The sequence below is a fragment of the Cellulosimicrobium sp. XJ-DQ-B-000 genome (genome assembly GCF_031119065.1).
GTDB classification, from domain to species: Bacteria; Actinomycetota; Actinomycetes; order Actinomycetales; family Cellulomonadaceae; genus Cellulosimicrobium; species Cellulosimicrobium funkei.
Map to the genome: position 1 here is coordinate 236,363 of NZ_JAVHYN010000005.1, position 24,816 is coordinate 261,178.

Genomic DNA, 24,816 nt, shown 5'->3' on the forward strand with positions numbered 1-24,816 from the left:
GTCGTCGAGAGCGCGAGCCGGAGGGTCGCCGACGGCGACCCCACGGGGCGACGCGCGCACTCCTGCGTGCGTGGACGTCGGCTGCTGCCGATGCAGCGAGTTTTGACGGCAGGCGCACAAAAGTCAAGGTTTCAACGACTCGCGACTGCGGTTTCTCACCCCGGCCCGCGGCGCGCGTCGGGCGGCGGCCGGGCCGGCCTCGGGGCACAGCGAGCGCACAGGGTCACCACAGGCACGCCTCCGCGTCGCGCGCGACCCTGGGAGCATGACCACAGCCCCCGCCCCCGTCGGCCGCCCGGACCAGCCGCGCCTCACGCGCCCGGACGGCTCCCCCGTCCGCGTGCTCGTGGTCGACGACGAGCCGAACCTCGCCGAGCTGCTCACCTCGGCGCTGCGGTACGAGGGCTGGGACGTCTCCACCGCGCTCGACGGTCACACCGCGATCCGCACCGCGCGGGAGACCGGGCCGGACGTCGTCGTGCTCGACGTCATGCTCCCCGACATGGACGGGCTCACCGTCCTGCGCCGCCTGCGCGAGCGCGACGCCGACGTGCCCGTGCTGTTCCTCACCGCGCGCGACGCCGTCGAGGACCGCGTCGCCGGGCTCACCGCGGGCGGCGACGACTACGTGACCAAGCCGTTCAGCCTGGAGGAGGTCGTCGCCCGGCTGCGCGGGCTGCTGCGCCGCGGCGGTGCGACCGCCCAGCGCGAGGACTCGGTGCTCGTCGTCGGCGACCTCGAGCTCGACGAGGACGCGCACGAGGTGCGGCGCGGGGGCGAGGAGATCCGGCTCACCGCGACCGAGTTCGAGCTCCTGCGGTACCTCATGCGCAACCCGCGCCGCGTGCTGTCCAAGGCGCAGATCCTCGACCGCGTCTGGAACTACGACTTCGGCGGCCAGGCCAACATCGTCGAGCTCTACGTCTCCTACCTGCGCCGCAAGATCGACAAGGGCCGCGCGCCCATGATCCACACGCTGCGCGGGGTCGGGTACGTGCTCAAGCCCGCCGCCGACGCGGAGAGCGCCCGTGCCTGACCTCGGCACGACCCGCCCGACGGCCACCGGCAGGGAGCGGCGGCCCACCGCGCTGCGCCGGCGCCTCGTGCTCGTGCTCGCGGCCGTCGTGCTGCTCGTCACCGTCGGGCTCGCCGTCGCGTCCGCCGTCGTGCTGCGCACCCAGCTCGTCGCCCAGGTCGACCACGAGCTGCGCCAGGCGAGCGACCGGCTCGCCCGCGGCGACGGCCCCGCGCAGCCCCCGGACGGCACCGGCGACGCGTCCGGGCCGGAGCCCGGCGGGCCCGACGACCCGTCACGCTTCCCCGCGGGCACCGGCCCCGGCAGCGCCGTGCTGCGGTACGACGGCGGCGCTCTCGTCCTCGCGGAGTACGTCACCCCGGACCTCCGGCGCGTGGCGCTCGACGACGCCCAGGTCGCGGCGCTCGAGGCCGTCCCCGTCGACGGCGCCGCGCACGACGTCGACCTCCCCGACCTCGGGTCGTTCCGCGCCGTGCACCGCACCACCGCGGACGGGCAGCCCGTCGTCGTCGCGTCGAGCACCGCCCAGGTCGATGCGACCGTCGAGAGGTACGTGCTCGTCGAGGCCGCGCTCGGCGCGGCCGGAGTACTCGCGGCCGTACTTCTCGGCACCTGGCTCGTGCGGCGCTCGCTGCGCCCGCTCGACGACGTCGCCGCCGCCGCGGGCCGCGTCTCCGAGCTCGAGCTCGCGCAGGGCGAGATCGACGCCATCCCGCGCGTCCCGGACGACCTCACCGACGAGCGCACGGAGGTCGGCCAGGTGGGCGCCGCGCTCAACCGGATGCTCGAGAACGTCGAGACCTCGCTCCAGGCGCGCCACGACTCCGAGACCCAGGTGCGGCGGTTCGTCGCCGACGCGAGCCACGAGCTGCGCACGCCGCTCGCCTCCATCCGCGGGTACGCCGAGCTCGTGCGCCGCTCCCCCGACGACGTACCGCCCGCGACCGCGCGCTCGCTCGACCGCATCGAGGCCGAGGCCGTGCGCATGACCGGCCTCGTCGAGGACCTGCTGCTCCTCGCCCGGCTCGACGCCGGACGCCCGCTCGACCGCGCGCCCGTCGACCTCGCCGTGCTCGCCGTCGACGCCGTCACGGACGCGCACGCCGCGGGACCCGACCACGACTGGGCGCTCGACCTGCCCGGCGCGGACGACCTCGACGTCGACCCGGCGTCCGGCGCCCCGGACCCGGACGACCTGCCGGACGACGCCGTCGACCTCGAGGTGACCGGCGACGAGGCCAGCCTGCGCCAGGTCCTCGCCAACCTCCTCGCCAACGCCCGCACGCACACCCCGCCCGGCACGCACGTGGACGTCCGGCTCACCGCGGACGCCGACGCCGTCGTGCTCGCCGTCGCCGACGACGGGCCCGGCATCCCCGCGCCCCTGCGGCCGACGCTCCTGCGTCGATTCTCGCGCGGCGACGACGCCCGCAACCGCACCGGCGGCTCCACGGGCCTCGGGCTCGCGATCGTCGACGCGATCGTCACCGCCCACGGCGGCACGATCACGGTGACGTCCGCGACGGCGGACGAGCCCGGCCCCACCGGCACCACCGTCGCGGTCCGCCTCCCCCGAACCCGCCTCTGACACCCCTCCGGCGCCGAGCAGGTGGTCCTGGCTCGTCCGGACCTCGGGACGCGCCAGAACCACCTGCTCGCCGCGCCCGGACCGCCAGGTCAGCCCTTGACGCAGAGGAGCGTCGTGAGCCGGGCGACGACCTCGACGAGGTCGGACTGGGCGCGGACGACCTCGTCGAGGTCCTTGTAGGCGGCCGGGATCTCGTCGAGCACCCCGGCGTCCTTGCGGCACTCCACGCCGGTCGTCTGGGCGGCGAGGTCGTCGAGCGTGAAGGTCTTCTTCGCCTTCGTGCGCGACATGCGACGGCCCGCGCCGTGCGACGCCGACCAGTACGACTCCGGGTTCCCGAGCCCGCGCACGATGTACGAGCCGGTGCCCATGGACCCCGGGATGAGCCCGAGGTCGCCCTTCCCGGCCCGGATCGCGCCCTTGCGGGTCACGACGAGCTCCTGGCCGTCGACGTGCTCGACCGCGACGTAGTTGTGGTGGACGTTCACGGCCTCGTCGAACGCGATCTCGCGGCCGGGGAACGACGCGCGCACGGCGTCGACGACGAGCGTCATCATGACCGCTCGCGAGCGCGCCGCGTACTCCTGCGCCCACCACAGGTCGGAGAGGTACGCGTCCATCTCCGGCGTGCCGCCGAGGAACACGGCGAGCTCGCGGTCGACGAGCCCCTGGTTGTGCTCCAGGCGCTTCGCGACCGCGACGTGCTGCTCCGCGAGCGTCTTGCCGATGTTGCGCGACCCCGAGTGCAGCTGGAGCCAGACCTGCCCGTCGGTGTCCGTGCACAGCTCGACGAAGTGATTTCCCCCGCCCAGGGTTCCGAGCTGACGGCGCGCGCGGCCCTCGATGTCCGACACGCGCCCGTGCAGCCCGGAGAACCGCGACCAGAACGCGTCCGCGCCGCGCGCGACCTCGGCCGGGCCGCGGCCGGAGATCGAGCGCAGCCGGTGCGGGTCGACCGGCTCGTCGTGCGCGTGGAAGCCGACGGGGATCGCGGCCTCGATGCGCGCGCGGACCGGTCCGAGGTCGTCGGGCAGGTCCTCCGCCGTGAGGGACGTGCGGACGCCGATCATCCCGCACCCGATGTCGACGCCGACGGCGTTGGGCGACACGGCGTCGCGCATCGCGATGACCGAGCCGACGGTCGCGCCCTTGCCGAGGTGGACGTCGGGCATGACGCGCACGCCCTCGACCCACGGCAGCGCGGCGATGTTGCGCAGCTGCTGCAGCGCGGCCGGCTCGACGGCGTGCTCGTGCGCCCACATGAGGGTGGGTGCCTTCGCGCCCGACAGCGGGACGGGGAACGTGTGGGCCTCGGTGCTCACGATGCTGACCTCCTCGGGTCGTCCTGACGATCATGACGCCGCCCCGGCAGGGGCGGCGAGGTGCGCGCGGGAGGACTCGAACCCCCGCCGCCCGGCTCCGGAAGCCGGCGCTCTGTCCGCTGAGCTACGCGCGCTGGTGCTCCTTAACGTCGAGCAGACGGGACGCCAGGCGTCCAGGTGCCCTCGGAGGGAGTCGAACCCCCGTCTCCGCTTCCGTAGAGCGGCGTCGTGTCCGTTGGACCACGAAGGCAGTGCTTTTCACCGCAGGCGCACGACAAATGCGCGCCGACGGCGGAGAGAAGAGAAAGACAGCACGAGAAATGCACCCCGACCGGGTGCATTCCCGCACAAGAAAAAAGGCCGCCCCGGCGATGTCCGGGACGGCCTGTCGTGACGACGCTGTGGTCAGACGACAGGACCGCCGGGGTCCCCGACGAGGAACGAGGACACGCTGAGATACGCCACGGGCAGCACGACGCGCGGCTGCTCGCAGGGCAGGACGGGACGTCGCCGGTCCTGCTGGACGGGTTCGCGCACGGCACTGCTCCTCTCGGTCGTGTCGGGTGGCCCACGCACCGGAATGTGGTCGACCGAGGAAGACCGTACGCGCCTTTCCTGGTCGACACAACCCCATTTCTCGAATTCGTGGAGGAATTCTCCGACCGAGGGCCGCCGCACCGCCCGGAGCACCCCCCGGCCGGCAGTCTTTCCTGCCCCCACGGGCGGCCTTTCCTGCCCGCGGACGAGCTCGCACCCGCGCCGGGCACGTCGGCGCTTGGCACACTTTTCTCCCGGCCGAAGGTCCTGGCTCCCGGCCTTCCGGGCGGTCGACCGGGACTGTCGGCGGCACCGGGTAGGGTTCCGGACGTTCCGGACAGACCTCCCGACGCCGACGAACCGCGCGCGGGCCCGACGACAGGAGATGCGCCGCCATGATGGGTGCCAACCACGCCGCGACCGGTGCGGCGGCGTGGATCGCCGTGACGTCGACGGCCCCGTTCGCCCTCGGCTGGCACCCCGTGTCGTCGGTCGGGGTCATGACGGGTGCGGTCGTGTGCGCCGGGGCCGCGCTCCTCCCCGACGCCGACCATCACAACGGCACGTTCGCGCACTCGCTGCCGCCCGTGAGCGAGTGGGTGTCCGACGCCGTGGAGACGGTCGCGGGCGGGCACCGCCAGGGCACGCACTCGTTCCTCGGCATCGCGGTGTTCACCGCGCTCGCCTGGCTCGCCGGGCTCGTCACGGTCGAGACGGGGAGCTTCGGCACGGTCTACGTCGGCGGCGGTCTGCTCGCCGTGCTGCTCGTCGCGCTCGCGCTCAAGGCGCTCAAGCTCACGCGGCGCGGCAAGCTCGTGCCGTGGGTGACGTCGCTCACCGTCGCCGTGCTCGTCGCCCTGTTCTCCCCGGAGGAGTGGAACTGGCTCCCCGTCGCGGTCGGGCTCGGCGTCACGATCCACATCCTCGGCGACGTGCTCACGACCAACGGCGCGCCCCTGCTGTGGCCGGTGAAGATCCGCTCGCCGCGCTGGGTGCGGCGCTCGCTCGTCGTCGACGACGTGTGGCGCCCGAGCGGGAGCTTCGCCCTCCCCCTGCTCGGCTCCACGGGGTCGGTGCGCGAGTGGATCCTCGCGACGGCCGTCGGGATGTACGCGACGGTCGGGTTCGTGTGGTCGGCGCTCGACCAGATGGGCTTCGACACCCTGGGCACGTACGAGCGCGTGGTGGCGGCGATCCAGGTCCTCGCGTCCGGGGCGGCCTGAGCCCGTCCTCAGCCGGCGGCGCGGGCGCGGGGGACGCGCGCCGTCGACCACCGCAGCGCCTCGGTGAGGAGGATCGCGAGCGCGCCGCACGCCAGGCCGACGCCGAGCGTCGCGGGGTCGGAGACGTCGAGCGACAGGAGCTCGCGCGCCGCGGGGACGCTGAAGAGCGCCACGTAGAACACCGCGCAGAAGCCGACCAGGAGCACCTTCCACCCCGTGTACGGGCGCGCCACGACAGCGAGCACCCACAGGGCGCCCACGAGCAGGGTGACCAGGGCCGCGGTCGACGCCCGCACCTCCGCCGGGGCAAGCGTGTCCGTCGGGCCGCCCAACGACGCCCCGCCCGCGCCCGGGTCCACCACGAGGTAGCACAGGAAGGTCATGACGCCGATCGACACGCCCGCGGGCACCGCGAGCCGGAGCACCCTCGGCACGAAGCCCGGGCGCGCCCGCTCGTCGTTCGGCGCCAGGGACATGACGAACGCGGGGACCCCGATGGTGAACCACGCCGCGACGGTCACGTGGATCGGCAGGAACGGGTAGGAGACGGGCGCAGCCCCGAGGAGCCACGCGCCGACCCCGGCGAGGCCGACGAGGACGGCCAGCACCACCGCGTACACGGTCTTGGTGAGGAAGAGGTGCGCGACCCGTTCGATGTTCCCGATCACCCGGCGCCCTTCCCCGACGACGGACGGCAGCGTCGCGAAGCGGTCGTCCAGCAGGACGATCTGCGCCACGGACCGCGCGGCCGGGCTCCCCGACCCCATCGCCACGCCGATGTCCGCGTCCTTGAGAGCCAGCACGTCGTTCACGCCGTCCCCCGTCATGGCGACGGTGTGCCCGCGCGCCTGCAGCGCCCCGACGACGGCCCGCTTCTGGTCCGGTCGCACCCGGCCGAACGTCGTGGCGCCCTCGACGACCGTCGCGAGCTCCTCGCGATCGGCGGGCAGGGTCCGGGCGTCGACCGACGTCTCGGGACCGCCCAGGCCGAGGGACCGCGCGACCGCAGCGACGGACACCGGGTTGTCGCCCGAGACGACCTTCACCGTGACGCCCTGGGTGTCGAAGTAGTCCAGCGTCTGCCGGGCGTCCGCGCGCACCCGCTGCTCGAGCGCGACGAGCGCCCGCGGGGCGAGGTGCCCCGGGGCGCCTCCGTCCGGGGCGGCGGCGTCGACCGGGGCGTCGGTCGACGCGAGGAGCAGCACCCGCAGGCCGTCGGCGCCGAGGGCCGTCGCCTGCTGCGCCACGGCGGACCGGGGGTCCAGCAGCACGTCGGCCGCGCCGAGCACCCAGCTCCCCTGCGGGCCGTCGGCGTCCGCGAAGGACATGCCGGACCACTTCGTGGCCGACGAGAACGGGACGACGGCGGTCGCCCGCCAGCCCGGTGCGTCCGGGAACGCCTCCGCGACCGCGGCGACGGACGCGTTGGGCCGCGGATCGAGGGCGGCGAGCGCCGCCAGGGCGCGCTCCACCTCGTCCCGGGGGCCGTCGAGCACGTCCACCCGGGCGAGGCGCATCCCGTTCTCCGTGAGCGTGCCCGTCTTGTCCGCGCACACCACGTCGACGCGCGCCAGCCCCTCGATGGCCGGCAGCTCCTGGACGAGGCACCGACGCCGGCCGAGCCGGACCACCCCGATCGCGAAGGCGACGGAGGTCAGGAGCACGAGGCCCTCGGGGACCATGGGCACGAGGGCGGCGACCATGCCGAGCACGGACTGCCGGAACCCCTGCCGCGAGATGACGAGCTGGTTCACCACCGTGAGGACGCCCGCGGGCACCAGCAGCCACGTGATGACCCGCAGGATCGAGTCGATGCCGGACCGCAGCTCCGAGCGCACGAGCGTGAACGCGCTCGCCTCGTGCGCGAGCCGCGCGGCGTACGCGGCCGGGCCGACGTCCGTCGCCCGGTAGGCGCCCGAGCCGGCCACCACGAAGCTCCCGGACAGGAGCCAGTCCCCGGGCCTCTTCACGACGGGGTCGGCCTCGCCCGTGAGGAGGGACTCGTCGACCTCGAGCGAGGCGGACTCGACCACCGGGCCGTCGACCACGACCTGGTCCCCGGCACCGAGCTCGACGACGTCGTCGACGACGACGTCCGCCTGGTCGACCTCCGTCACCGCCCCGTCGCGGCGCACGCGCACGGGCGCCCGCCCCACGATCGCCAGCGCGTCCAGGGTGCGCTTCGCGCGCAGCTCCTGGACGATCCCGATGCCGGCGTTGGCGAGGATCGCGAGACCGAAGAGGCTGTTGATGAGCGAGCCCGTGCTCAGCGCCAGCACGAGGAGCACCCCGAGCAGGGCGTTGATCCGCGTCGCGGTGTTGGCCCGGACGACGTCCCAGGTCGTGCGCCCCGAACGGGGCGGCAACCGGTTGACCCTGCCGTCGGCGACGCGCTCCGCGACGTCCCGCGACGTCAGTCCCGCAGCCCTCGTCGACGGCGCCGTCATGGGCGCGATCGTATCCGCCGTAATTCCGTTGCGCCGGGCCGCGCGGCGATGAGACGGTCGCAGCACGTCGCCCGCGTCGTCGGGCACCGGAGGAGAGGAGGAACGCCATGAGCTGGACGACCCCCGCTCGCGTGTCCACCACCCCCGGGAGCACCCACCGCCGCTGACCGGTCCACGACCGCTCGCGACGACCGTCCCCGACCGCCCACCCGGCGGCCACGGCGACGCGCGCTCCCCTCCCCCGAGGAGCCCCCGTGCCCGAGCACGACCTGCCGTACCCCGACCTCTCCCTCCCGCCCGCCCTGGCGCGCGACCCCCGCACTCCCCCGCCGCGCCGTCTGCGGCGCCTCGCCGACCTGGCCGACGCCGAGGCCGAGGCCGGTGTCCTCGACGCGGCGCTCGGCGACGACCAGCGCTGGTCCACGTGGTCCGCCGTCGAGAAGGGACAGCGCGGGCCGGAGCCGCGTCCCGACTGGGTGGTGACGGCCGACGCGGCCCTCGACACCGAGCTCGGCCTGCTCAAGACCGGCAAGGAGGCGGACGTTTTCCTCCTGGAGCGGGCCGTCCCCGGCGACCCCGCGCGCCGCAGCCTGCTCGCCGCGAAGCGCTACCGCGACCTCGACCACCGCTCGTTCCGGCGCGACACCGTCTACACCGAGGACCGCCGCGTGCGCCGGACGCGCGACCGTCGCGCCCTCGACCGCAAGTCGCGCTACGGCCGCCAGGTCGCGGCCGGGCAGTGGGCCGCCGCCGAGTTCACCGCGCTGTGCGAGCTGTGGTCGGCCGGTGCGCCCGTCCCGTACCCCGTCCAGATCGACGGCGACGAGATCCTCATGGAGTTCGTCGGCACGTCCGACGGCGTCTCGCACGAGGCCGCGCCCCGGCTCGCGCGCACGCGGCCCGACCGCGACCTCCTCGCGTCGTGGTGGGACCAGGTCCGCGACGCCATGGCCGTGCTCGCCCGGCTCGGCTACGCGCACGGCGACCTGTCGCCGTACAACGTCCTGGCGGACGGCGAGCGGATCGTCGTCATCGACCTGCCGCAGGTCGTGGACCTCGTGGCGAACCCGTTCGGCACCGAGCTCCTGCTGCGCGACTGCCGCACCATGGCCGCGTGGTTCGCCTCGCGCGGGCTCGAGACGGACGCCGACGAGCTCTTCGCGGTGCTGCTCGCCCAGGCGTGGTGACGACCGCGCCCGGACCAGCGTGCGACGATCGACCGCGTGCTGCGCCTCGCCCTCGTCGGTCTCGACTCGTCCCACGCCGACCACTACGTGCGGCTCGTGGCCGCCGAGCGGCGCTGGCCGGGCGTGCGGCTCGTGGCGCTCGTCGACGGGGAGCCCGGCCGCCGCGCGGAGCTCGCCGCGGCCGGGGGGCTGCTCCTGGACGCGGGCGACGCCACCGTGCCCGACGTCGTCGGGCGCGTCGACGCCGCGATCGTCGCCCACCGCGCGGGGCGGCGGCACGGCGTCGCGACCCGTGCGCTCCTCGCGGCGGGCGTCCCGGTGCTCGTGGACAAGCCGTTCGCCGCGTCGGTGGCCGACGCGCGGGCGACGCTCGACGTGGCGCACGCGCACGGCACGGCCGTGACGACGGCGTCCGCGCTGCGGTTCGCGCCCGAGGTCGCGGCGGCGCGCGCCACCCTCGTGACCGTTGCCGAAGATCCCGTCGCGCCGCTCGTCACCGCAGCACCGGCGTCGCCACCCGGGCCAGCGGCGTCGCCGCCCGGACCCGCCGTCGAGGTGTCCGGCCCGGCGGACCCGCACGACGAGCGCGACGGGCTGTTCTTCCTCGGCATCCACGTCGTCGAGGCGGCGCGCGCCGTCGTCGGTGCGCCGCCCGGGGCGGCGTGGTCGCCGCCCGTCGTGACGCGCTCGGCGGACGGGATCGTCGCCACGACGCGGCTGGGCGGTGTCGACGTCCGGCTGCTCCTCCTGGACCCGGGCGCCCACCCCACCGCGGGGTTCGCGGTCGCGGTGCGCACGCCCCGCGGCGTCGAGCGCTCGGAGATCGTGCTCGACGCCGACTACCTCGCCCCGGTGGTCGAGCACGGGCTCGCGGTCCTCGCGCCCGGGACCACCACGACGACGCCTACCGCGGCGCGCACGACGGCGTACCCCGCCGACGACGCGGGCCGGGTCGCCGCCGAGCACGCGACGATCCTCGCCGACCTCGCGCTCCTCGAGCAGGTCGGGGCGGCTCTGCGGCCCTGACCCCGGGGACCGCGGCCCGCGCCGCCCGCGCCGGGGCGCGGCGGACGGGGTAGAACGGGACCATGGAGCCCTCCACCGAGTCCTTCGACGCCGACGACGTCCGCACGTTCCTCACGACCTACGGCGTCGCGCTCTCGACGGGCGACCTCGACACGATCGGCGAGAGCTACGCCTTCCCGGCGCTCGTCGTCGGCACGACGGGCTCGGTGCTCCTCGGCGACCCCGAGGACGTGCGCGCGTCGACGACCGAGCTCGCCCGGGGGTTCCGCGAGCGCGGGCTCGTCGGCGTGGTCGCGTACCTCGTCAGGGTCGAGGAGGTCGGCGACGCGCTCGTCTGGGCGCACGCGCGCTGGAGCTACCGCGACGAGTACGCGAACGAGCAGGAGGCGCAGGAGGTGCGGTACCTGCTGCGCCGCGCACGGGACACGTTCGAAGTGTGCGTCGCGGTGCCGGTCGGCCCGTAGGCCGCGCCGACCGCGCCCGCACGACCAGCCCCCGCACGACCAACCCCGGCACGACCGACCCCCGCACGACCGTGCCCGTCCACCGGCCGCGAGCGCCCGGGTCAGGACAGCCGGTTGTCCCGGTCCTCCCACGGCGACGCGGCGGGCGACCGCCCGGGGGAGGCGACGTCGTCGGGCTGGAGCGCCCGCACGACGAACGACGCCGCGGCGAGCACGACGCCCCCGGTGAACGCGACCTGCAGCACGGTGAGCAGCACGCCCACGAACCAGGTGCCGACGAACGCGTAGGTGACGTTCATGAGCCCGATGTTCTGGACGAGCGCGCTCCCGACGGTCAGGCCGAGGCCGGTCCAGAGCATCGTGCGGGCGGTGAGACGGGGCGGCATCACGGGTTCCTCTCGTCGGCGAGACGGTCCGGGCCCGGACGTCGGCGGACGCGCGGCACCCGGTCCGTTCCTACCACGCCGCCCGCGGCGCCGCGGTCCCCGCCTCCCGCGTCAGCGGAAGTCGCGCGAGGTCGTGCCGACCTGGAGCGAGAGCGGCGCGAGGTGCTCCGCGACGAGGTTCGTGGCGCCGTCGGCCCGCTCGAGCCGCCCGCGCACGACGAGCGCCGCGGACCCGCGCGCGACCTTCCGGAACCGCTGCCACAGCCCGGGCGAGCACACGACGTTGAGGATGCCCGTCTCGTCCTCGAGCGACAGGAACGTCACGCCTCCGGCGGTCCCGGGCCGTTGCCGGTGCGTGACGACGCCGCCCACGGCGACGCGCGACGGCGGGTGCGGGCGCGTGCCCGGCACTTCGCCCGCCGCGCGCTCCGCCGCGTCGACCTCCTCGATCTCGCGCGACACCGCCACGGCGCCGACGACGGTGAGCACCCCGGCCGCGGTGAGGCCGTCGCGCACGTACTGCGTCGGGTAGGAGTCGGTCGACACGCCCGTGGCCCAGACGTCGGCGACGGCGGTCTCGACGTCGGTCATGCCGGGCAGCGCCGGCGCCTCGACGCCGACGCTCACGCCCGGCAGCGTCCCCGGACCCTCCTGCGCGAGCGCGCCGGCCGCCCACAGCGCCTCGCGTCGCGTCACGCCGAGGCCGTCGGTCGCGCCGGCGGTCGCGAGCCCCTCGAGCTGGGCGGTCGTGAGGTCGACACGCCGCACGAGGTCGCGCAGGTCGCTGAAGGCCCGCCCCTCCCCCGGTGCCCCGCGCGCCGCGACGACGCGCTCGGCCGCGTCCTTCCCGAGCCCGCGCACACTCGCGAGCCCGAGCCGCACCGCGAGCCCGAGGTCGGGCTCCGGCCCGTAGCGGGTATCGACCCCTACCTTCCCGCCGAGCATGCGGCTGTCGCCCGTCCGGGCGCCATGACGGTCCTCACCCGCATGCTCGGCGGGCGCAGCCGCATGGTCGGCGGGCAGCCGCTCGACCGTCGCCTCGACGTCGGACGCGTTGACGTCGGGGCGCAGCACGGTGACGCCGTGGCGGCGCGCGTCCGCCACGAGAGACTGCGGCGAGTAGAACCCCATGGGCTGCGCCGCGAGCAGCCCCGCGTAGAACGCCGCGGGGTGGTGCACCTTGAGCCACGAGCTCGCGTAGACGAGGAACGCGAACGAGTACGCGTGCGACTCGGGGAACCCGAAGTCGGCGAACGCCTTGAGCTTGTCGTAGATCTCCTCGCGCACGGCCGGGTCGGTGACGCCCTTCTCCCGCATCCCGTCCATGAGCCGGCCCCGCAGCTCCTCCATGCGCTCGACCGACCGCTTGGACCCCATCGCGCGCCGGAGCTGGTCGGACTCCTTCGGGGAGAAGCCCGCGACGTCGATCGCCATCTGCATGAGCTGCTCCTGGAACAGCGGCACGCCCTTCGTCTTGCCGAGCGACTTCTCCAGCAGCGGGTGCAGGAACGTCACCTCCTCCCGGCCCCGCGCCCGGTTGATGTACGGGTGCACGGAGCCGCCCTGGATGGGACCCGGGCGGATGAGCGCGACCTCGATGACGATGTCGTAGAACGTCCGGGGCCGCAGGCGCGGGAGCGTCGCCATCTGCGCGCGCGACTCGACCTGGAACACGCCGACGGTGTCGGCCGCGCACAGCAGGTCGTACACCGCCGGGTCGTCCTCGGGCAGCGTGTGCAGCGCGAGGCGCGGGCCGCCCTCGTGCCGTTCCACGAGGTCGAACCCGATGCGCAGCGCCGTGAGCATCCCGAGGCCGAGGAGGTCGAACTTCACGAGCCCCGCGTCCGCGCAGTCCTCCTTGTCCCACTGCAGGACGGTGCGGCCCTCCATGCGCGCCCACTCGACGGGGCACACCTCGATGACGGGGCGGTCGCACATGACCATCCCGCCCGAGTGGATGCCCAGGTGCCGCGGGAGGCGCAGCATCCGGTCGGCGAGGTCGAGCACCGCGTCCGGGATCTCGCCCTCCTGCGCGGCCGACGGCGGCCGGTGCGCGGGCACGACGTCGTGCGTGTCGTCCGCGCGCAGGACGTCGCCCTCGTCCACCGCGAGCGGGTCGACGACGCGCGCGCCCCGGCCGGTGAGGTCGGGCGACCAGTCCCGGCTCCCCCACAGGCGCGACGTCGCGGCGTCCTTCCGGGCGGTGCGCGTCGTGACCCGCGGCGCGGCCGGGCCGGTGGAAACCGGGGTCTTCGCCGCGATCGCCCGCTCCTTCGCCGCCCGGTCGGCCGCGGGCGACGACGGGTCGGGACCGCGCAGCGACCCCCACCGCTCGATCGACTTGCTCCACGCGTCGGCCTGCCCGACGTCGTACCCCAGCGCCCGGGCCGCGTCGCGCACCGCCGACTTCGGCCGGTAGGAGATGACGTTCGCGACCTGCGCGGCGTGCGTGCGCCCGAACGTCTCGTAGACGTGCTGGATGACCTCCTCGCGCCGCGCCGACTCGATGTCGATGTCGATGTCCGGCGGGCCGTCGCGCTCGGGCGCGAGGAAGCGCTCGAACAGCAGGCCGTGCTTCACCGCGTCGACGGCCGTGATGCCGAGCGCGTAGCAGACCGCGGAGTTCGCGGCCGAGCCGCGCCCCTGGGCGAGGATCCCGTTCCTGCGGCAGAACTCGACGAGGTCGTAGACCACGAGGAAGTACCCCGGGAAGTGCAGGTCCTCGATGACGCGCAGCTCGTGGTCGATCTGCGCCCACGCGCCCGTGATCTTCTCCTGGCCGCGCGGCCCGTACCGGTCCTCGCCGCCGCGCCGCACGAGCTCGCGCAGCCAGGTCGCCTCGGTGTGCCCGTCCGGCACCGGGTAGGGCGGCAGGTCGGGTGCGACGAGGTGCAGGTCGAACGCGCACTCGTCCCCCAGCGCGGCCGCGGTCGCGACGGCCTGCGGGTGCCGGGGGTGGCGCGCGAGCATCTCCGCCGCGGAGCGCAGGTGGGTCGTCGGGGCACCGGGCAGCCAGCCGTCGAGGTCGTCGAGCGACGAGCGCGCGCGCACGGCCGCGAGCGCCCCCGCGAGGTCGGCGTCGCGCGGGTGGGCGTAGTGCGCGGCGGTCGTCGCGACGAGCGGCAGCCGGGCGTCGGCGGCGAGGTCGGCGAGCGCCGCGTGGAGGTCGGCGTCGCGCGGGTCGTCGGTCGTGGTGATCTCGACGGCCACGTTGTCGGCGCCGAAGAGGGCGACGAGACGGTCGAGCTCGCGGCGGGCCGCGGCGCGCCCGGACGTGACGAGCGCGCGCCGCACCGCGCCCTTGCGGCACCCGGTGAGCACGAGCCACTGCCCGGCGGCCTCCGCCGCGAGCTGCTCGAGGCGGTAGTCGGCGGCGCCCTTGGTGCCCGTCGCGAGGTGCGCGGTCGCGATCGCGCGCGACAGGTTGCGGTAGCCCTGCGTGCCGCGCGCGAGCACGAGCAGGTGGGTCGAGCGCGGGTCGGGGACGCCGGTGGGCGGGTCGAGCACGGGCGCGCCGGTCGTGGTCGGCGCGGGCAGGTGCAGCTCGGACCCGAAGACGGTGGGGAGATTGACCTTGCGCGCGGCCTCGGCGAAGCGCACGACGCCGTACAGGCCGTCGTGGTCGGTGACGGCGAGCGCCGACAGCCCGAGCCGCGCGCCCTCGGCGGCGAGCTCCTCGGGGTGGGACGCGCCGTCGAGGAAGCTGAACGCGGAGTGCGCGTGGAGCTCGGCGTAGCGCGGGCCGGTGGTCCGGTCAGTCATACAGGCCCTCCACGGTCCACCGCCCGCGCGCGCTCGCGAGGAGCAGGCCGCGGCCGTCGTCGAGCAGGACCTGCACGTGCACGCGGCGCCGGGGCGCGGGCGTCCACCAGCGCTCGGCGAGCGGCCACGGCCCGGCCCAGTCCACGACGGCGCGCGCGGACCCGGGCCCGGGCAGCGCCGTCTCGTCCCGGGGCGGCACCGCACGGCGCGGGCCCTCCTCCGGCGCGGGGGCCGGCCACCGCACGGTCGCGGGCTCGCCGCTCATCGCGAGGCGCGCGTCGACGACGACGGGCCGCCCGGCGTCGTCGAGCACGACGACGTCCTGCGGCTCGACGGGCACGAGCGCGGGGGCCGGGCTCGGCAGCGCGCCGGGCCACGGCAGGGCCGGGTCGCGCGGGCGCACGACGTCCTCCCCGAACGGCACGAGGTGCACGCGGTCGGTCGCGTCGCGGCCGCCCTGGACCTGGACGCGCAGGACGGCGTCGCCGCCGAGGATGCCCTGCACGCGCCCGAGCGCGCGGTGGGCCCGCGCGTCCTCGCCGCTCGACGCGCCCCACAGGCGCGGCTGCTCCGCCCCCGCGGGCACGACCTCCTCGGCCGTGAGGGACAGGCGGGCCAGCGGCGCGACGCCCGGGACGACGTCGGCCCCGCCGGGCGAACCGTGCTCGCCGCCACGACGCCCGGCCCGGGCCGCGCGCCCGGCGCGGACGGACGTGGTGGTGAGCCAGCCCTCGAGCTGCCACCGGACCTTGTCCGTGAGGCGCGCCGGGCTCATCGCGCCCGGCCCGTCGAGCCGCCAGGTGCGCTCGAGGTCGTCGCCCTCGACGGTCCGTGCGGTGATGCGCAGGCGCCCGGCGACGAGCGAGCGCGCGACGAGCTGGTCGTGCAGGTCCTCGGAGAGCCGACGCGCGGCGAAGGTCGCGACGTCGACGCGCTCGGCGGGCGGGTCGAGCTCGGCGCTCACCGCGACGTCGGGCTCGACGCGGCGCCGCGCGGGCGGGCGCAGGTCCTCGCCGCGCGCGAGCCGGTGCGCCCACGCGCCGAGGTCGCCGAAACGCCCCTCGACGGTCGCGGACGGCAGGGCCGCGAGCGCCCCGAGGGTGCGCACGCCGAGCCGGCCCAGGAGGTCCACGAGCTCGTCGACCGCGACGGCGGCGTCCGGCCGGGCGGTGACGTGCACGAGGTCGCGCGCGGGCCTCGGCGCGAGGAACGCGGCGGAGCGGCCGGGCGGGACGACGGCGGCGTCCCGCGCGGCGAGCACGGCGGCGAGGATGCCGTCGGCGACGCCCACCTGGCTCTCGTGGCCGGTGCGCTCGGCGACGCGCGCGACGAGCGCCTCCGCGAGCGCGGCGTCGGACCCGTGGTACCGGCTCGCCCCGGCGGCGGGCAGGAGCAGCAGGCCGGGCCGGGTGATCTCCAGCCCCGCGACGACGGTCTCGGCCGCGAGCGCGACGGGCTCGAACTCGCGGGCGTCGCGCGCGTCGTCGACGTCGAGCAGCTCGAGCTCGGGGCAGCACTCGCGGGCCCGACGGCGGCGCATGCCCCGGCGCACGCCGTGGGCGCGCGCGGTCGCGGAGACGGCGACGACGCGGCGGCCGTCGTGCGTCGCGGCGGGGACGTGCGCGGGGACGTCGCGCACCGCCATCGCCGCGAGCACCGGCCAGTCCGGCACCCACAGGGCCGCCGTGCGGGTCGGGCTCGTGGTCATCCGACGAGCCGGAGCCGGGAGGGCCGGTCGGGGTCGTCGGCCCGGGCGGCCTCGTGGGCGGTCACGGCGGCCCCGGCCACGGTGGCGCCGGTCCCGGCCGCGGGCCGGGTGCCCCGGGCGTCCTCGGCGAGGAACGCGGGCCAGTCCTCGTGGACGAGCGGGAGCTCGACCTCGAGCCGCGCGGGGCGCGCGGCTCCCCCGCGGCCCGCGCGCTCGACGACGAGGGTGCGACGGCGCAGCCAGCCCGCGCCGCGGTCCGCCCCGGACCAGCCGCCACCCGTCACGGTGAGCGCGACGTGCGCGCCCGGCCACGTCCCCGCGGCGACGAGCAGCGCCCCGCGCTCGCGTGCCCGCGCGGCCAGGCGTCGTCGGTCGGGGTCGGTGAGGGCGGCGTCGGGCCCGACGACCACGACGTCCAGGCCGTCGACGAGCGCCGAGATCGCGAGCGCCGCGTCCGGGCCGGGCCGCGGGACGAGCACGACGCGGTCGAGGTCCGCGCCGGCGTCGGCGGCCGCGAGCAGCCCGACGGCGGGGAACCCGACGGCGGCGGTCCACGCCCCGGCCCGCGACGGCCGCGCGACGAGCGCGAGCAGGAGGCTCGTCGAGCCGCGCACCGCCAGCACGGTGCCGCGCTGGAGGGCGCCGAGCGGGAGGAGCGGCGCGAGCGCGTCGTGCACCGGCCACACCCGCTCGTCCGTGCCCGCGTCCCGGCTCGCGCCCGAGGTCCGGACGTGGCGGGTGCGGGCGCGTGCCGGAGGGTCGGGCGGCGCGGGGGCGGGCCGCACGACCGACGAGGCGGCGGCGCCCGCGAGCGGGGCGACCTCGGCGAGGAGGGCGGTGCCGGCGCGCGGGACGGTGTCGGTGCGCGGGACGGTGTCGGTGCGCGGGACGACGGTCGGTGCCGCCGGGGCGGTGAGCGGTTCCGGGGCCGCGGGGGCGACGACGGGACGGTGTCGGCGGACCCCCGTACGCTCCTCCGCACGGCGCAGGACGGCACGGGCGCGCTCGGCCTTGTCGACGGCCGCAGCCGTCGGGCCTGGTGCCCCCGCCCGTTCGGCGGGGTCGGCGAGAAGGGTCATCTCGCCTCCCGGGATGCTGCTCGGACGGGACGCGCACCGCGCGTCGACTGCTGCGGGCGGTGTGCTGCACCCGCTGGCTGTTCGAACAAACGTTCGAACACTTCCAGTGAACGACCGCCGCTCCGAGGTGTCAACTCCGCAGGTCGGAGGCGCCTGCTTCGTCCGAGATGCCCACCCCAACCTTCGACCACCACTGGAGACTTGCCCGAAACCCTCGACCTCTACCTGACCCTCCTCCCCCGCCGACCATGCAGCTGTCGCCCGTCCGGCGGGCGGCACGGGCCGCGACCGCATGCTCGGCGGGCTCGAGGGGCTCCGGGGGCGTGTTCGGCATCCGGCCTCTCCCGCGCGGCGGCCCGCCGGGGTGGCAGGCTGACGCCATGGACGCCCGCACGACCCTGCCCACGCTCGGCTCGCTCACCTGGGAGCCGGCGCTCGACCACCTCGACCTCGTCGCCCCCGTGACCGCCGACGCGCTGCGCCGGTGGGCCGACGCCGACCCGGACGTCGCGACGCTCGTCGCCGTGACGGAGATCGACCCCGACCTCGCCGACACCGCGACGCTCAACGCCGCGTTCGACCTGCCGGTCGAGGCGTCGGCGAACTGCGTCGTCGTGGGCGGCACCCGGGCGGGCGACGAGCGCATCGCCGCCGCCGTCGTGCGGGCCCACACGCGCGCCGACGTCAACACGCGCGTCCGCAAGCTGCTCGACGTGCGCAAGGCGTCGTTCCTGCCGACCGACCGCGCGACGGCCGAGTCCGGGATGGAGTACGGCGGCATCACGCCCGTCGGGCTGCCCGAGGGGTGGCGCGTGCTCGTCGACTCCCGCGTCGTGACCGACGGCGCGCTCGCGCTGATCGGCAGCGGCGTGCGGCGCTCGAAGCTGCTGCTCCCCGGCGACCTGCTGGGCCGCCTGCCCGGTGTCGAGGTCGTCGAGGACCTGGCCGTCCCGGTCGCCTGACCCGTCCCCCTGCCGAGCACGCCCTGGCGGTCGCCACGGGCGGCCTGACGACCGCCAGGTCGTGCTCGACGCCCGGCGGTCAGCGATCCAGGACGACGAGCCGCTGCGTCGCGCGCGTCATCGCGACGTAGCGGTCCACGGCGCCCTCGACGCCGTCGCCGAACGCTTGCGGCTCGACGAGCACCACGAGGTCGAACTCGAGGCCCTTCGCCGTCTCGGGCGTGAGCCACCGCACCCGCGCGGACCCCTCGCCCTCGCCACCGACGCCACCGACGCCACCGACCCTGCCGTCCGACTCCTCGCCGGACGGCCCGGACGGCCGGGACGGCTCGGTGGCACCGATGACGCACGCCGTGCCGTCCGCGTGCTCGGCGAGCCACGCGCCGAGGACCGCGTCGAGGTCCGCGACCGCCCCGTGGGCGACGGGCACGCCCGTGCTGCGCACCGACGTCGGGACGTTCGCGTCCGGGATCGCGGCCCGGACGACGGGCTCCGCCTCGGCCATGACCTCCCGCGGCGTGCGGTAGTTGACGCTCAGCGACGCCTCCTCGACGCGGGCGAAGCCCACGCGCGCGAGCCGCTCGCGCCAGCCCTCGGGGAAGCCGTGGCGGGCCTGGGCCCGGTCCCCGACGACCGTGACGCTGCGCGACGGGCAGCGGCTGAGGACCATCTGCCACTCGGCGTCGGTGAGCTCCTGCGCCTCGTCGACGACGACGTGCGCGAAGGGCCCCGCGAGGCGGTCCGGCGTCGCGACGACGAGCGCGCCGTCGTCCACGAGCGCGTCGCGCAGGTCCTGGCCGCGGAGCATCTGCATGACCCCGAGCTCGCTGTCGTCGGTCGCCACGAGGTGGTCGACGACGTCGTCCATGCGCGCGCGCTCCGCCGCCACGGCGGCCTCGTTGCGGCGGCGTCGGCGCGACGCCTCCGGGTCGCCGAGCCGACGGCGCGCGGCGTCGAGCAGCGGGAGGTCCGCCGTCGTCCACGCGTGCGCGTCCGGGCGCTGGAGCGCGCGCACCTGCTCGGGCGTGAGCGACGGCGCGCACAGCCGCAGGTAGGCGGGCACGGACCACAGGTCGGCCACGAGGTCCGTCGGCTCGACGAGCGGCCACGCGCGGTCGAACGCGGCACCGAGCCCGCGGTGGCCGCGCAGGGCGCGGCGCACGTCGCCGGCCTCGACGTCGACGCCGTCCTCCGCGGCTCCCCCGCAGGCCTTGTCCACGAGGATCTCGACGAGCGCGGCCCAGACGTCGTCGCGCGCCTCGTTGTGCGGGGTGCCCGGGTCCACGGACTCGAACGCCTCGGCCCAGTCGGCCGGGGAAAGCCAGACGTCGGCCCACGGCGTCTCGACCTCCCTGCCCTCGGCGGGCGGGCGTTCGGAGAACCGCACGGCGGGCTCGATCGCGGCGACGAGCTCGGCGGACGCCTTGAGCCGGGCCACCTCGGGGTCGGCCTCCCCGCGCGCCGTCGCGCCCTCGGGGACGAGGTCGCGCAGCGTGCAGGTCTGCACGCCCTCCTCGCCGAGGCCGGGCAGCACGTCGGCCACGTACGCGAGGTAGGGACGGCTGGGCCCGACGACGAGCACGCCGCCGCGCCCACCACCGTGCCCGCCGCCATGCCCGCCAGCGTGCCCACCACCGTGTCGGCCCCCGTGCCCGCCGCCCACGTGCGGGTCGGCGTACAGCAGGTAGGCCGCGCGGTGCAGCGCCACGACCGTCTTGCCCGTGCCGGGGCCGCCGTCGACGACGAGCGCGCCGCGCGAGCCCGCGCGCACGATCGCGTCCTGGTCGGCCTGGATCGTGCCGAGGACGTCGCGCATCCGCGGGGACCTGCTCGCGCCGAGGCTCGCGACGAACGCCGACTGGTCGTCGAGCGCCGCGCTCGACCCGGCGCCGTCGGGCACGAGCTCCTCGTCCCAGTAGTCGGTGACGCGCCCGCGCGCCCACCGGTACCGGCGCCGCGCCGCGAGGCCGAGCGGCTGCGCGGGCGTGGCCGCGAAGTACGGCTCGGCGGCGCGCGAGCGCCAGTCGACCAGCAGGCGCTCCCCCGCCGGGTCGGTGAGGCCCACGCGGCCCACGTACACCGGGGCGGAGCCGTCGGTGAAGGTCATGCGGCCCAGGCACAGGTCGACGCCGTAGCGCTGGAGCAGGCGCAGCCGGCTGCTGAGGCGGTGGATCTCCTGGTCGCGCTCGAGCGCCTCGGTGCCGCTCCCGCCCGGCGCGCGCCGGGCCGCGTCGAGACGCTGCGCGAGGTCGGCGACGGAGTGCTCGAGGCTCGCGGCGATCGCGGCGAAGTGGCGCTCGTCGGGGTCGACGAGCGCCGGGTCGGCCTTCGCGGCCAGCCGCGCGGGCAGGTCGAAGAACGGCGCGGGCCGCGGGTCCTGGTCCGCGGTCGGGCGGGCCGACGGGCGGCGGGACGGGTCGGTGGTGGCGGTCACGGGGGCGTCGGGCAACGTCATCAGCTCCGGTCCGGGTCCTGCGGAGGGACGCACGGGCCACGACGACCCGCGCACGAGCGGAGATTCTGCGCCCCCGAGGGGGCCTTGCCGCAAGACCCCCGGTGCGCTATACGTTGAAGAGGGAGGCCGGTCGAGCCTCCCTCTCTCGTTGCCCGACGTCGTGCCGGTGCGCTCGGTGCCGACGCTCTGGGTACCGACGTCGACCGCGCAGCATCTGTGCGGCGCCGCACAGCCGAGATGCGAGAAGTGGCCCCCTACCGTGCTCGGTGGGGGCCACTTCTCGTGTCTCGACGGGACCCTCGACAGTATCCCGGGAACGCCTCAGCTCTCGGCGCGGCCCTCGCGCCAGTAGCCCATGAACGCGACGGCGCGGCGGTCGACGCCGAGGTCGGCCACGAGGTGGCGGCGCAGCGTCTTGATGGCGCTCGCCTCGCCCGCGAGCCACGCGTAGAGGACGGTCTCCTCGTCGAGGAGCCCCGGGACCTCCCAGAGGATCGACGCGTCGACGTCGACGTCCTCGAGGTCCTCCGCGGTGCGGCACTGGACGGGCGGGTCCGTCCCGAGGACGCCCGCACCGAGCATGCGCGCGGCGGCCTCCTTGACGGCCGGCACGAGGCGCGCGCCGTGAGCGTCGTGGGGCCCGCCGGGGACGTCGTCGCGCGCGAGGAACGTCACGCGCACCCCGGGCGGGGTCACGAGGTCGCGCGCGTCGCCCACGTGCGGGACCTCGACGTAGACCTCGCCCCACGCGTCGGCGGGCAGGTCCTCGCAGATCGCCGCGAGGGCGGGCAGCGCGGTCTCGTCGCCCGCGAGCAGGAGCGCGTGCGGGCGGGTGGGCGGCCGGAACTCGATGCCGCCGGCCGGGCCGTCGAACGTGGCGTCGGGGCCGAGCAGGACGAGCGGCGTGCCGACCTCGGCGGCGAGCGCCCAGCGCGACGCGGGGCCGGCGTCGCCGTGCAGCACGACGTCGACGTCGACCTCGCGCGCCTCGGGGCGCACCGCGACGGTCGTGTAGGTGCGCAGCGGGTTGCGGCGCTCCTCGGGCTGGTCGCGCCACGCGGCGTACCAGGACTCGGCGTCGCGCACGAGGTGCGCGTAGCCGCCGTCAGGCGCGGGGAGCACGAACTTGATCCGGACGTCGAGACCCGGGTCGCCGAAGAGGTCGAGCTCCGGGCCGGTGAAGGTGAAGCGACGGAAGCTCGGCGAGAGCTGCTCGACCCGCGCCACCTCGACGTCGAAGAAGCGCCAGGGGGCGGTCGCACGGGCGACGGGACGACGAGCGCGGGTGCGGGGTGCGACGACGGTCTGGCTCACACAGGTGAGGCTAACCTACGCGCCCACGGCGGGGTCAACCCGTCCGGGACGCGGACCTGCGCCTGGCGGGGTGAGACACGTCACGCTCCGCGGCCGCGGCTGCGCCAGAGCAGGTAGACGAAGTACGGCGCGCCCAGCAGCGCGGTGCCGAGACCCGCGGGGATCTGCCCGGGCGCGATGACGACGCGGCCGAGCGTGTCCGCGACGGACACGAGGAGGGCCCCGAGCAGCATCGCGACGGGCACGACCCGGGAGTGCCGCGACCCGACGAGCGCGCGGGCGGCGTGCGGCGCGACGAGGCCGACGAACGCGAGCGCCCCGATGGCGCACACGGCCGCGGCGGTGAGCAGCGCGGCGACGCCGAGCAGGAGCAGCCGCGTGCGGTCGAGCGCGACGCCGAGGACGCGCGGCGTGTCGTCGTCGAGCGCCACGACGTCGAGGTCGCGCCGGAACACCGCGGTGAGCGGGGTGAGCACGAGCAGCGCGAGCGCGACGGGGATCAGCTGCTCGAGCGTGCGCCCGTACGTGGAGCCCGACAGCCACGTGAGCGCGAGGTTCACGTCCCACGGCGCGACGACGACGACGAGCAGCGTGATGATCGCCATCACCCCGGCCTGGGCGCCGATGCCGATGAGCACGAGCCGGTCGGAGCTCAGCCCGCCCCGGTAGGAGAGCCCGTAGACGAGCCCGAACACGGCGAAGGCCCCGACCGCGGCGGCGGCGGACATCGGCCAGATCCCGACGCCGGGGACGAGCAGGATCATCGTCACGGCACCGAGGCCGGCGCCCGACGTCACGCCGAGCAGGCTCGGCTCCGCGAGCGGGTTGCGGCACACGGCCTGCACGATCGTGCCGGCGAGCGCGAGCGCGGCGCCCGCGAGGAGGGCTGCGAGCACGCGCGGGACGCGCTGGTCGAGCACGAACGTCACGTGCCGGCCGGCGACGCCGGCCCACCAGTTGGCGACGTCGCCCAGCAGCACGACCCGGTCGCCGAGCAGGAGGCCCGCGACGGCGGCCGCGGCGACGGCGAGCGACAGGACGACCACGACCACGACGACCGCGCGCCGCGAGCGCGGCCGGCTCAGCGCACCGTGCCCGCCGCGCGACGACGCGGGCCCCGAGTCGCGCAGGCGGCGCGCGAGCCACACGAGCAGGATCGCGCCGAGGACGGTCGTGACGATGCCCGTCGGCACCGCGATCGAGAGCGTCCCGGGCAGCAGGAGGCGGAGCAGGACGTCGGCGCCGAGCACGACGACCACGCCGACGAGGGCCGCGAAGGGCAGGAGGAGCACGTGCCGCCCGAGCCCGGGCACGCGACGCGCGACGAGGCGGGCCACGACGGGCGCCGCGAGACCGACGAACCCGACCGGACCGGCGACGGTCACGGCGATCGAGGCGAGCAGGACGGCGACGAGCACCGAGGCGACGCGCGTGCGGCGCACGTCGACGCCGAGGACGGTCGCGGCGTCGTCCCCGAGCCCGAGGAGGTCGAGCCGGCGCGCGAGGACGAGCGCGGCGAGGACGCCGACCACGACGACGGGGGTCGCCAGCGTGACCGTGCGCGTGCCCGACTGGACGATCGAGCCGCTCCCCCACGCGAACAGGCCCATCGTCTCCTGCTCGAACAGCACGAGGAGGACCGTCGTCAGCGAGTGGAGCGCGAGCATGATGGCCGAGCCGGCGAGCACGAGCCGGGTCGGCCCGTCGGCGCCGCCGCGCGCCAGGACGAGCACGAGCCCGGCCGCGGCGAGCCCGCCGAGGAACGCGAGGCCGCCCTGGAGGTAGAACGGGACGGAGAGGCCGAACGCGGCGACCACGACGACCGTGAGGTAGGCGCCCGCGTTGACCGCGAGCGTGTCGGGCGACGCGAGCGGGTTGCGCGCGACCGACTGCAGCACCGCGCCGGCGACGCCGAGCGCGACGCCCAGCAGCAGGCCGGCGAGGAGCCGTGGCACGCGCGACGCGACGAGGACCGCGACCGTCTGGTCGACCCCGTCTCCCCCGGTCGCGAGGCGCAGCAGGTCGAGCGGGCCGACGTCGGCCGTGCCCTGCGTGAGGTGCACGGCGGCGAGCACGAGCGCGGCGACGACCACCGCGAGGAACGCGCCCGCGACCCCGAGGCGCGACGTCCGCGCGCGGGGGGCGGCCGCCGTCGGGCCCGGGGCGGTGCCGGTGCCCGGAGGGACGCCGCCCTCCGGGCCGTCCGCGCCGGGGACGACGGCCGGAGCCGGGTCCTCCAGGAGGAGGGTGTCCGGCTCCGGCGCGGTGCGCTGCTCTCGCCTGCTCACAGTGGGTCTCGTCAGCCTTCTCGTCGTCCTGG

Annotated in this window: 17 protein-coding genes and 2 tRNA genes; 7 read left to right on the forward strand and 12 right to left on the reverse strand. The window is 76.3% G+C overall.

The window, feature by feature from the left end; genetic code table 11:
* The first annotated feature begins 265 nt into the window (after positions 1-265).
* Positions 266-1,036: a response regulator transcription factor gene (locus RDI86_RS10425; protein ID WP_211933397.1), complete on the forward strand. Its 771-nt coding sequence runs from the start codon at positions 266-268 to the stop codon at positions 1,034-1,036.
* On the forward strand, positions 1,029-2,624 hold the full coding sequence (locus tag RDI86_RS10430; protein ID WP_308821345.1) for a HAMP domain-containing sensor histidine kinase: 1,596 nt from the start codon (positions 1,029-1,031) through the stop codon (positions 2,622-2,624). The genes RDI86_RS10425 and RDI86_RS10430 overlap by 8 nt, the downstream gene beginning before the upstream one ends.
* An 89-nt stretch (positions 2,625-2,713) precedes the next feature.
* Here the strand turns inward: RDI86_RS10430 and RDI86_RS10435 are convergent, their stop codons facing one another.
* From RDI86_RS10435 to RDI86_RS10450, 4 genes are all read right to left on the reverse strand, one after another.
* Positions 2,714-3,886, reverse strand: a complete 1,173-nt coding sequence (locus tag RDI86_RS10435; protein WP_076404994.1) for an RtcB family protein — start codon at positions 3,884-3,886, stop codon at positions 2,714-2,716.
* A gap of 121 nt (positions 3,887-4,007) precedes the next feature.
* Positions 4,008-4,080 (reverse strand) — tRNA-Arg (locus tag RDI86_RS10440).
* A 44-nt stretch (positions 4,081-4,124) separates the two neighbouring features.
* Positions 4,125-4,196: transfer RNA gene (locus tag RDI86_RS10445), tRNA-Arg, on the reverse strand.
* A gap of 155 nt (positions 4,197-4,351) precedes the next feature.
* Positions 4,352-4,483 (reverse strand): hypothetical protein, encoded by a 132-nt coding sequence (locus RDI86_RS10450; RefSeq protein WP_308821346.1) that lies wholly within the window; start codon positions 4,481-4,483, stop codon positions 4,352-4,354.
* Between the two features lie 398 nt (positions 4,484-4,881).
* Between RDI86_RS10450 and RDI86_RS10455 the strand changes: the two genes are divergently transcribed.
* On the forward strand, positions 4,882-5,706 hold the full coding sequence (locus tag RDI86_RS10455) for a metal-dependent hydrolase (RefSeq protein ID WP_308821347.1): 825 nt from the start codon (positions 4,882-4,884) through the stop codon (positions 5,704-5,706).
* 8 nt (positions 5,707-5,714) lie between these two features.
* On the opposite strand, the gene RDI86_RS10460 is transcribed toward RDI86_RS10455, so the two are convergent.
* Positions 5,715-8,153 (reverse strand): HAD-IC family P-type ATPase, encoded by a 2,439-nt coding sequence (locus tag RDI86_RS10460; protein ID WP_308821348.1) that lies wholly within the window; start codon positions 8,151-8,153, stop codon positions 5,715-5,717.
* Between the two features lie 356 nt (positions 8,154-8,509).
* Here RDI86_RS10460 and RDI86_RS10465 point away from each other — a divergent pair, with 356 nt between their 5' ends.
* From RDI86_RS10465 to RDI86_RS10475, 3 genes are all read left to right on the forward strand, one after another.
* Positions 8,510-9,340: an RIO1 family regulatory kinase/ATPase gene (locus RDI86_RS10465; protein ID WP_308821384.1), complete on the forward strand. Its 831-nt coding sequence runs from the start codon at positions 8,510-8,512 to the stop codon at positions 9,338-9,340.
* A gap of 36 nt (positions 9,341-9,376) precedes the next feature.
* A complete protein-coding gene (locus RDI86_RS10470; protein ID WP_308821349.1) occupies positions 9,377-10,366 on the forward strand; it encodes a Gfo/Idh/MocA family oxidoreductase in 990 nt (329 codons plus the stop codon).
* A gap of 62 nt (positions 10,367-10,428) precedes the next feature.
* Entirely contained in the window at positions 10,429-10,830 is a 402-nt protein-coding gene (locus tag RDI86_RS10475; RefSeq protein WP_308821350.1) for a hypothetical protein, read from the forward strand.
* Positions 10,831-10,931: 101 nt separating this feature from the next.
* Here RDI86_RS10475 and RDI86_RS10480 read toward each other — a convergent pair whose 3' ends face one another.
* The 4 genes from RDI86_RS10480 to RDI86_RS10495 form a co-directional block, all read right to left on the reverse strand.
* Positions 10,932-11,216 carry a hypothetical protein gene (locus tag RDI86_RS10480; RefSeq protein WP_308821351.1) on the reverse strand — a complete coding sequence of 95 codons (285 nt, stop codon included), beginning with the start codon at positions 11,214-11,216 and terminating at the stop codon, positions 10,932-10,934.
* A 111-nt stretch (positions 11,217-11,327) separates the two neighbouring features.
* Positions 11,328-14,978 (reverse strand): error-prone DNA polymerase, encoded by a 3,651-nt coding sequence (locus tag RDI86_RS10485; protein ID WP_308821352.1) that lies wholly within the window; start codon positions 14,976-14,978, stop codon positions 11,328-11,330.
* Complete coding sequence (locus tag RDI86_RS10490) at positions 14,971-16,686, reverse strand: DNA polymerase Y family protein (RefSeq protein ID WP_076404717.1); 1,716 nt, start codon at positions 16,684-16,686, stop codon at positions 14,971-14,973. The genes RDI86_RS10485 and RDI86_RS10490 overlap by 8 nt, the downstream gene beginning before the upstream one ends.
* Positions 16,683-17,765, reverse strand: coding sequence for a hypothetical protein (locus tag RDI86_RS10495; protein ID WP_168945953.1), 1,083 nt, complete (start codon positions 17,763-17,765; stop codon positions 16,683-16,685). The genes RDI86_RS10490 and RDI86_RS10495 overlap by 4 nt, the downstream gene beginning before the upstream one ends.
* 380 nt (positions 17,766-18,145) lie before the next feature.
* On the opposite strand from RDI86_RS10495, the gene RDI86_RS10500 reads away from it, so the two are divergent.
* On the forward strand, positions 18,146-18,727 hold the full coding sequence (locus tag RDI86_RS10500; RefSeq protein WP_211933389.1) for a YbaK/EbsC family protein: 582 nt from the start codon (positions 18,146-18,148) through the stop codon (positions 18,725-18,727).
* Positions 18,728-18,806: 79 nt separating this feature from the next.
* Here RDI86_RS10500 and helR read toward each other — a convergent pair whose 3' ends face one another.
* The 3 genes from helR to RDI86_RS10515 all read right to left on the reverse strand — a co-directional run bounded on the left by helR (position 18,807) and on the right by RDI86_RS10515 (position 24,736).
* Positions 18,807-21,077: an RNA polymerase recycling motor ATPase HelR gene (gene helR, locus RDI86_RS10505; protein WP_308821386.1), complete on the reverse strand. Its 2,271-nt coding sequence runs from the start codon at positions 21,075-21,077 to the stop codon at positions 18,807-18,809.
* Positions 21,078-21,503: 426 nt separating this feature from the next.
* On the reverse strand, positions 21,504-22,496 hold the full coding sequence (locus RDI86_RS10510; protein ID WP_163187366.1) for a siderophore-interacting protein: 993 nt from the start codon (positions 22,494-22,496) through the stop codon (positions 21,504-21,506).
* Positions 22,497-22,576: 80 nt separating this feature from the next.
* Positions 22,577-24,736, reverse strand: a complete 2,160-nt coding sequence (locus RDI86_RS10515) for an iron ABC transporter permease (protein ID WP_374990532.1) — start codon at positions 24,734-24,736, stop codon at positions 22,577-22,579.
* Positions 24,737-24,816 lie beyond the last annotated feature (80 nt).

Excerpts from the sequence above, each read along its gene's own strand:
- RDI86_RS10460 (WP_308821348.1), bottom strand. The coding sequence starts at position 8,153 with ATGACGGCGCCGTCGACGAGGGCTGCGGGACTGACGTCGCGGGACGTC.
- RDI86_RS10425 (WP_211933397.1), top strand. The coding sequence starts at position 266 with ATGACCACAGCCCCCGCCCCCGTCGGCCGCCCGGACCAGCCGCGCCTC.
- RDI86_RS10455 (WP_308821347.1), top strand. The coding sequence starts at position 4,882 with ATGGGTGCCAACCACGCCGCGACCGGTGCGGCGGCGTGGATCGCCGTG.
- RDI86_RS10435 (WP_076404994.1), bottom strand. The coding sequence starts at position 3,886 with ATGTGGGCGCACGAGCACGCCGTCGAGCCGGCCGCGCTGCAGCAGCTG.
- RDI86_RS10500 (WP_211933389.1), top strand. The coding sequence starts at position 18,146 with ATGGACGCCCGCACGACCCTGCCCACGCTCGGCTCGCTCACCTGGGAG.
- RDI86_RS10490 (WP_076404717.1), bottom strand. The coding sequence starts at position 16,686 with ATGACCACGAGCCCGACCCGCACGGCGGCCCTGTGGGTGCCGGACTGG.
- RDI86_RS10495 (WP_168945953.1), bottom strand. The coding sequence starts at position 17,765 with ATGACCCTTCTCGCCGACCCCGCCGAACGGGCGGGGGCACCAGGCCCG.
- RDI86_RS10475 (WP_308821350.1), top strand. The coding sequence starts at position 10,429 with ATGGAGCCCTCCACCGAGTCCTTCGACGCCGACGACGTCCGCACGTTC.
- RDI86_RS10480 (WP_308821351.1), bottom strand. The coding sequence starts at position 11,216 with ATGCCGCCCCGTCTCACCGCCCGCACGATGCTCTGGACCGGCCTCGGC.
- RDI86_RS10485 (WP_308821352.1), bottom strand. The coding sequence starts at position 14,978 with ATGACTGACCGGACCACCGGCCCGCGCTACGCCGAGCTCCACGCGCAC.